We start from the raw sequence: 6219 nt of genomic DNA on the forward strand, positions 1-6219 counted from the left end.
ATTCCCACAGGAGTCTACGTGTATTCAGTCTGCTGAGTACTTCTTCTCCCATTTTTTTTAAGTAAAAAACAACAAACTTTGAGAAAACATCCTTAATAAAAACCAAAGGACGAAGCAGCCTATTTGTTTCATAACATTTCAAATAAGCGAAACTCCATCCTCTTTTCTAAAAGAAGGTTATTGAATCATTCTCTTAATTAAACGCATGATTCGTGCTTCTAATTCTGTTATATTAAAAGGTTTTGTTAAATAATCATCTGCACCAAATTTTAAAGCTTGTGCAATATCCGACTTGCTTTTTCTCCCTGTCAGCATCAACACATGTACTTCCTGCTTACTGGATAATTGTTTTACCTGTTGTAAAATTTCCAATCCATCTATAACTGGCATCACGCCATCTAATATTAAAAAGTGCAAACCTGGATGTGTTAACCGATCAGATGATAGAAATTGCAAGCCATCTTCATATGCTTGCACATTAACTGCTAAATTATCAAATGACATTTCACTAATTGTCGTGATTAATATCGAGCGTATTAATGCATCATCATCCACTATGGATACGTTTAGAATTTTTTTAGTTGGGGCAATTTGCATTTTGTTTGCACTTTCAATCCGAGCTCTTCCGTTATTTTTTGCTAAATACAACGCTTCATCTGCTGTTTTGATGGCAGTTTGCAAATCGATATTTTGATGTTCAATACTATAGATTCCCGCAGAAAACGTTAAGGAAAATGACTTTTCCCCCTCATTAAATACGATGTTAGAAAAGCCCTCCAGCATTCTGTTTAACACTTCTTTAACTTCTGCTTCTGTTGCCCGTTGAAAAAGAATAACAAACTCTTCTCCCCCATATCGAAAAAGGGTATCAGTATTTCTAATGCTTTTTTTCATATATTGAGCAAATTCAGCTAATACTTTATCACCCATAACATGACCATATGTATCATTAATTTTTTTAAAGTAATCTAAGTCAATAATAGCAACTGTACCAACAGTATTTGTTCTTGCCATCTCACTTATAAAGCGGTTATAAGAGTCTTGTAAAAATTTGCGGTTATATACTTGTGTAAGTTCATCAATGATGACGGACTGATCAAATATTCTTTTCCTTTCTAAATGACGTTCAATTCGAATTAAAAATTCCTCTATATCAATTGGCTTGCTGATAAAATCATCTGCTCCCATTTTATAAGCGCTCAAGCGTGTAGCTCGATCTTTTTTGATGCTGCACATAATTTTTGGAACGAAAAATCGATTCGAATGTTGTTGTATATCATAAAGAACTTCAAATCCAGATTTTTGCGGTAAGTTTACATCAATAATAATACAATCAGGGTGCATATTATAATATTGATCGATCGCTTTATCTGCCTCTGTACTCGCAACGACCATCCAGCCTTTACTTTCCAATTTATCCTTTAAATAAATTAGTATGGAAATATCATCATCAATAATTTGAATTAACGGTACATTTACTACTCGTTCTCTTGCTGCTTTTGATACGTTTAGCGTAAACTGTTCATAATCATAACTAAGTTCCATTAATTCATAAAGAAACTCTCTTAACTCTTCAATTGGCCAAGGTTCCGTTCGATTTTCTACTTTATGAAGTAATTTTGATGATAATGTATAGATGACGTCTAATTCGAGTGTTCCAGATGTTCCTTTTATCGAGTGAAGAAATTCGTAAACCTTTATACTTTCAATTGGTTGAATTCCCTTATTTTCAAACCAATTCAGCATTTGATCTTTCATTTTTTTCACCAGCAAGCTTCTATATTTCCCCAAAGACATTTAATAGCACCTCTTTATGTTAATACTTTCACAGATAAGTCGTATTTCAAGCTGAACCTATAAATTTCTCATACAAAAAAACCAGCCTAAAAACTTATGGCCGGTTGCACCGATCTTTTGGAATTAACTTTACAAGTAAACTAATTATTGTCCATTTTACTCTTTATCCAAGGATGAAAGCTAAGAAATTTGCAGGAAATTACTTTTACTTTTCTACCTCATTTTACAATACTTTTTTCTTTAACAAAATGCAACACTTTTCATCATTTTTTTCCAATTTTTTAAAGCCATTTCCTTTACCGTTACATAGCTGAAAAAGAAAATTAAGTGAACCGAAACTTTCGGGAATCAAGTAATATAAAATTCGTTCTTATGACGTTGAATATAGTTAAGGATTGTTTACTTCTTTTTCGGGAAGAAAAATTTCATCTGGGGTTTTCTGAAAGATGCTTGCTATTTTTACTGCTTGATCATAAGAGAGTCCTCTTTTTCCATTTTCTATTTGCCAATAATAAGACTTTGTAATTCCTAGTTTATCAGCCATTTTTTGATAAGTATAACCATTTTTCTTACGTACTTCCCGCAGTTTTTTTCGATACATCTCTCCCAGCTCCCTCTGCCTTTATATAGTTAAAATTATACGTAAACACACGGTTAACTTCAACGCAATAATTACTATTTAGTTAACTTTCTTGTATAAATTTACTGTTAGCTATAAGTTAACTTATAATAGTTTTAAAGTGCATGTTCAAAAAGGAGAACAACAAGCGCCGAGAAGTTCAAGAAAGTGAAGCTTAAAGAACCGGACTTTTTGAACAACCTCTTAAAGTGATGGGAGAAGTGAATAAAGAATGTGTTTTCCTGAAAGATTAAGAAAGCTTCGAAAAGATGCGAATCTTACACAATCAAAGCTTGGGGAAAAAATGAATGTGACAAAAGTTTCGATTTCTGGATATGAAACGGGCAATCGCAGGCCGGATACAGAAACCTTGCAAAGATTGGCAGATTTTTTTCATGTTTCTACTGATTATTTACTCGGCAGATCAGCAGTAACAGAAAGCGCAGCAGCCTACTCAATAGGAATAAGAAAAGAACAGCTAATAGAAGATGATTATATTTTATTATCGGAATTAAAAAAATACCCCTACTTATACAGTGAAATAAGGAAAGATCCACAAAAGAATATTAAAAAATTAAATAAAATGTGGAGTTTTCTTCAGGAGGAAGGAAAAAAATAACCAAAAGCTTGTATCATCATTTTTTTTACAAGCTTTTGGTTATTTTTATTAACTTGTTATTTTCCTAAAAAATTTTTAGCAATATACTTAACAATCGTGGTAATCAGGAGTAAAATATATAATAAATCCTATCAGAAAGGTTGGTTTAAATGACAGCCGTTTTAAATACGATTCCACGTCCACTTGTTCGCACAAATCAATGGGTTATTTTTTCCGTTACACTGATTAGTTTGCTAACAGAACAATATTGGATTTTAGTTATTCCTTTAATCGCTGGTTTATTTGGTCTTCTTTTTCATTGGAATCCTATTATGAGAATAGCCAAACTTTTTCTTAAAAAAAATCCGCAAACTTATGTACAGGAAGATGTTGATCAACAGCAATTCAATCAATTGATAGCCGTAATCTGTTTAGGTGGGGGACTTCTTTCCTTTTCAATAGGCTGGACTATTTTAGGTTATATTTTCACCATAATGGTTGGTCTTGCATCGATTGTCGCTATTTTAGGTTTCTGTATCGGCTGCTTTATTCGCTTTCAATGGAAACAATATCAATTTCGCCGCTCTGCTAAATAAAAGCAGAGCGCGAAATCTCCTTTTAGGCTGTCGACAAAAGTTCGTTTTTTTATTTGGCTGTTTTCGTATAGCTTGTTGCTTTTAAACTCGCAGCCCGAATTCACTTCGCTTTCCGTGGGCGAGCGGCGAGCCTCCTCGTCGCATACGCTCCTGTGGGGTCTCGTCTTTCTCGCATTCCCACAGGAGTCTACGTGTATTCAGTCTGCTGAGTACTTCTTCTCCCATTTTTTTACGTAAAAAACAACAAACTTTGAGAAAACAGCCTTTTTTATTTACAGAAGCGACAGCCTGAAGCAATGCTATTCTCCTAATTCTTTTATTTGCTTATAAATGCTTTGAATTTCTTGGATAGACTGTACTAGCTCATTGTTTTCCAGTACTTCTTTTTTTAATTTCCCATTCTCTATATTATCCAGATATACTGTAATACCCTTTTCGAGCTTATTATTTTGTTCAACTATTTGTTCATGTAAATCTTGCATCATACTAGGTGGTTCTAACTTATTAAAGTTTTGAATGTTTTCTTGAAAATCCTTTAATTTTGCTTCTAGCTCTTGTGCAGCCTGCTCATCCGTTACTGCTTTTTCAGTTAGCGCTGGAAGATCATTTGCAAACTGATTGGCTTCATTTACATATTTGGTTGCTTCATCGATATACGTTAATGTATTTTTCGTATCTTCAAGTGGCGAACATGCAGCTAATAATAACATAATCATTGGAATAGCTAATAACCATTTTTTCATAATAAGTACCTCCATTATTTTTTGCCTTTTCCTAACTCTTTTTTAATAATACATTCATCTCCTTTTTAATAGCAAAAAAAAAGACCTCACCAATAAATGGTAAAGGTCTCACAAACAACATAAGTTGCCAATAAAGCCGAGGCCTCGATGCCTGTATTGACGACTTTATTGTACTGTTACTCCCCTTTATACAAAGGTTGTATTATATTATTGTTATAAAAGTTCTAACATAAGCTGTTACTGTAATTATAAGATATAAAGCGTTTTCAGTCAATTAATTATGCTTCGCTAATAATTGTAGTTGGATGAATTTTAACTAGATGTTACTTTAATTGCAACCGATAATCCTCTTATTTTACCCGTTCAATGCAAACTTCAAGCTATTTTTTGCATCTAAGTATAAATCTGCATCCTCCTTATCCAGTGCATAACTTAAAAGAACAACTGTTGTATAAACAGCTTTAAACTGAGCAAGTTGTATTGTCGCTTCATTCACCTCTCCATATATTTGAAAAAATTCCGGTCTGGAAGCTGATGGAAGCATACTGAAAATAATCGATAAATCTACTGCAGGATGGCCGATGTGCGAATCACCCCAATCGATAACTCCAGCTAACTGCCCCTTTTCATCTACTATCATATTACGTATATGTAAATCTCCATGTGTTAATACTTCTATTTTTTCTAGCTGTATTGGCTGTAGAGAAAGTGCATACTTTTCTGCCCGCTTATACAATTCTATATTATCATTAGATTGCAGAATCAAAATATTTTCCAATAATTTCACTTTTCTTTTTCCGATATCCAAACGGAAAAATTCATCATATGGGACAGGTATTTGCTTTATCTTGCTTAAAGAAGTTTGATGCAAGTCCTTCAAAAAAAGAGCCAGCGGTTTTGCCATCCCTATTCGTTGAGCAGCAGTAATCCGTTTTGGTACAACTCCTTCTACTAGATTGTATCCAATAAAACTCCATGGATACTCCTTGCTTTCTCTGCCAAAATATACAGGTTCAGGAACTGTCAAAGGCAATTGACCTGCTAATAACGGCAATAGTTTCGCTTCTGTTTGCAATAATTTCATGGCAATTTCCCGTCTTGGAAAGCGAAAAACAAATTTTTTATTTACAAGAAAGATAGTATTATCAAAGCCCTCCCCAAATTCCTCTATTGATTCAACGACTAAATTCGGAAATTGATTATGCAATAATTTACCTGCAAGTTCTCTTGAAACTACCCGTTCTGGCATCCAGCTGTTCCCCATCTTATCATCACTTCCATATCTTTTTTATTTCGATTTTAGTATGGGCAGTGGAAATCCATTATTTTTTCGTCATCATTTCTGTTGGTTCTGCTGCTCTTGTTTTAATAATAAACATGGAGACAAGCTGACCAATCGCAATACATCCTAAGAAAATTCGTGCATATAAATGATCAACAAGATAAGCACTTATTGCTAAACATATATAGCCCGTAATTAGAATTTTTATTTTTTGCTTTTTAGTTAACCCGCCTCTTTTAAAATCTTTTACATACTGTTGATAAAATCTAGTGGACCTAAACCAATTATTAACTCTATCAGATCCTCTTGTATAAAAATAAGAGGTTAACAACAGAAACGGCGTCGTTGGCAGCAAAGGCAAAAATATTCCGGCAATGCCAATTCCTAAAAAAACAGTTCCTAATGTGATATTTATCCATCTATATAAAGGCTTCAAGGAAAAACTCCTTTCTTACGTACGATAAATATATCTTATTATATAAAGACCAACGCTGCAAAGTATGTAAATGTGGAGATTATTTAACAGTTTCAAACTATGGTTGCCTTTTTATATTTTATAGTATTAACAAACATTGACATCCTCT

The 6219-nt window shown here is 33.4% G+C and carries 7 protein-coding genes; 2 read left to right on the top strand and 5 right to left on the bottom strand.

Annotation, left to right across the window (positions count from 1 at the left end; all coding sequences use genetic code 11):
- Positions 1–177: 177 nt before the first annotated feature.
- Both ACTXGU_RS22120 and ACTXGU_RS22125 read right to left on the bottom strand, forming a co-directional pair.
- Positions 178–1758, bottom strand: a complete 1581-nt coding sequence (locus tag ACTXGU_RS22120) for a GGDEF domain-containing response regulator (protein ID WP_443483678.1) — start codon at positions 1756–1758, stop codon at positions 178–180.
- 427 nt (positions 1759–2185) lie between these two features.
- Positions 2186–2398: a helix-turn-helix transcriptional regulator gene (locus ACTXGU_RS22125; protein ID WP_443483679.1), complete on the bottom strand. Its 213-nt coding sequence runs from the start codon at positions 2396–2398 to the stop codon at positions 2186–2188.
- A gap of 250 nt (positions 2399–2648) precedes the next feature.
- Here ACTXGU_RS22125 and ACTXGU_RS22130 point away from each other — a divergent pair, with 250 nt between their 5' ends.
- Positions 2649–3035, top strand: coding sequence for a helix-turn-helix domain-containing protein (locus ACTXGU_RS22130; RefSeq protein ID WP_443483680.1), 387 nt, complete (start codon positions 2649–2651; stop codon positions 3033–3035).
- 149 nt (positions 3036–3184) lie between these two features.
- A complete protein-coding gene (locus ACTXGU_RS22135; RefSeq protein WP_443483681.1) occupies positions 3185–3610 on the top strand; it encodes a DUF4395 domain-containing protein in 426 nt (141 codons plus the stop codon).
- Positions 3611–3909: 299 nt separating this feature from the next.
- Here ACTXGU_RS22135 and ACTXGU_RS22140 read toward each other — a convergent pair whose 3' ends face one another.
- The 3 genes from ACTXGU_RS22140 to ACTXGU_RS22150 form a co-directional block, all read right to left on the bottom strand.
- A complete protein-coding gene (locus ACTXGU_RS22140) occupies positions 3910–4353 on the bottom strand; it encodes a DUF6376 family protein (protein ID WP_443483682.1) in 444 nt (147 codons plus the stop codon).
- A 355-nt stretch (positions 4354–4708) separates the two neighbouring features.
- The gene (locus ACTXGU_RS22145) at positions 4709–5602 is read right to left on the bottom strand and encodes a phosphotransferase (protein ID WP_443483683.1); all 894 of its coding nucleotides are present in this window, start codon (positions 5600–5602) and stop codon (positions 4709–4711) included.
- Positions 5603–5675: 73 nt separating this feature from the next.
- The gene (locus tag ACTXGU_RS22150) at positions 5676–6071 is read right to left on the bottom strand and encodes a YbaN family protein (RefSeq protein WP_443483684.1); all 396 of its coding nucleotides are present in this window, start codon (positions 6069–6071) and stop codon (positions 5676–5678) included.
- Positions 6072–6219: the final 148 nt, after the last annotated feature.

It is taken from the genome of Niallia sp. 01092 (genome assembly GCF_052318935.1).
Lineage (GTDB): Bacteria > Bacillota > Bacilli > Bacillales > Cytobacillaceae > Niallia.

Coding starts and splice junctions, on each gene's coding strand:
- ACTXGU_RS22140 (WP_443483682.1), bottom strand. CDS start 4,353: ATGAAAAAATGGTTATTAGCTATTCCAATGATTATGTTATTATTAGCT.
- ACTXGU_RS22125 (WP_443483679.1), bottom strand. CDS start 2,398: ATGTATCGAAAAAAACTGCGGGAAGTACGTAAGAAAAATGGTTATACT.
- ACTXGU_RS22145 (WP_443483683.1), bottom strand. CDS start 5,602: ATGCCAGAACGGGTAGTTTCAAGAGAACTTGCAGGTAAATTATTGCAT.
- ACTXGU_RS22130 (WP_443483680.1), top strand. CDS start 2,649: ATGTGTTTTCCTGAAAGATTAAGAAAGCTTCGAAAAGATGCGAATCTT.
- ACTXGU_RS22135 (WP_443483681.1), top strand. CDS start 3,185: ATGACAGCCGTTTTAAATACGATTCCACGTCCACTTGTTCGCACAAAT.
- ACTXGU_RS22120 (WP_443483678.1), bottom strand. CDS start 1,758: ATGAAAGATCAAATGCTGAATTGGTTTGAAAATAAGGGAATTCAACCA.